General features: G+C 68.2%; 1 protein-coding gene. It reads left to right on the top strand.

Annotated features, from left to right (window positions below; translation table 11 throughout):
- The coding region (locus tag HKX41_12055) for a TetR family transcriptional regulator (protein NNC24868.1) at nt 1-261 on the top strand (261 nt) is incomplete at both ends.

Here is a 261-nt window from a genome sequence, read left to right as displayed (position 1 = left end):
CGCGCGCACCAGCCTGCGCGAGATCGCGCAGAACTCCGAGTACAGCCACGGGGTGCTGCACTACTACTTCACCGACAAGCTCGACCTGATCGGCTGCAGCGTGCGCGAGTACAAAACTCGCTGCGCCACCCGCTACGACGACGTGGTCGCGCAGTCGCGCGACGTCGACGAGCTGGTCGCCGGCTTCCTGCAGCGCCTCGGCGAGACCCTGCGCAACGACGCCTCCGTGCACAGCCTGTGGTACGACCTGCGCTCGCAGGC

The sequence above is a fragment of the Salifodinibacter halophilus genome (genome assembly GCA_012999515.1).
Taxonomy (GTDB): domain Bacteria; phylum Pseudomonadota; class Gammaproteobacteria; order Nevskiales; family Salinisphaeraceae; genus Salifodinibacter; species Salifodinibacter halophilus.
The sequence above is the reverse complement of the archived record's forward strand: the minus strand, read 5'-3'. Positions and strand labels throughout refer to the sequence as shown.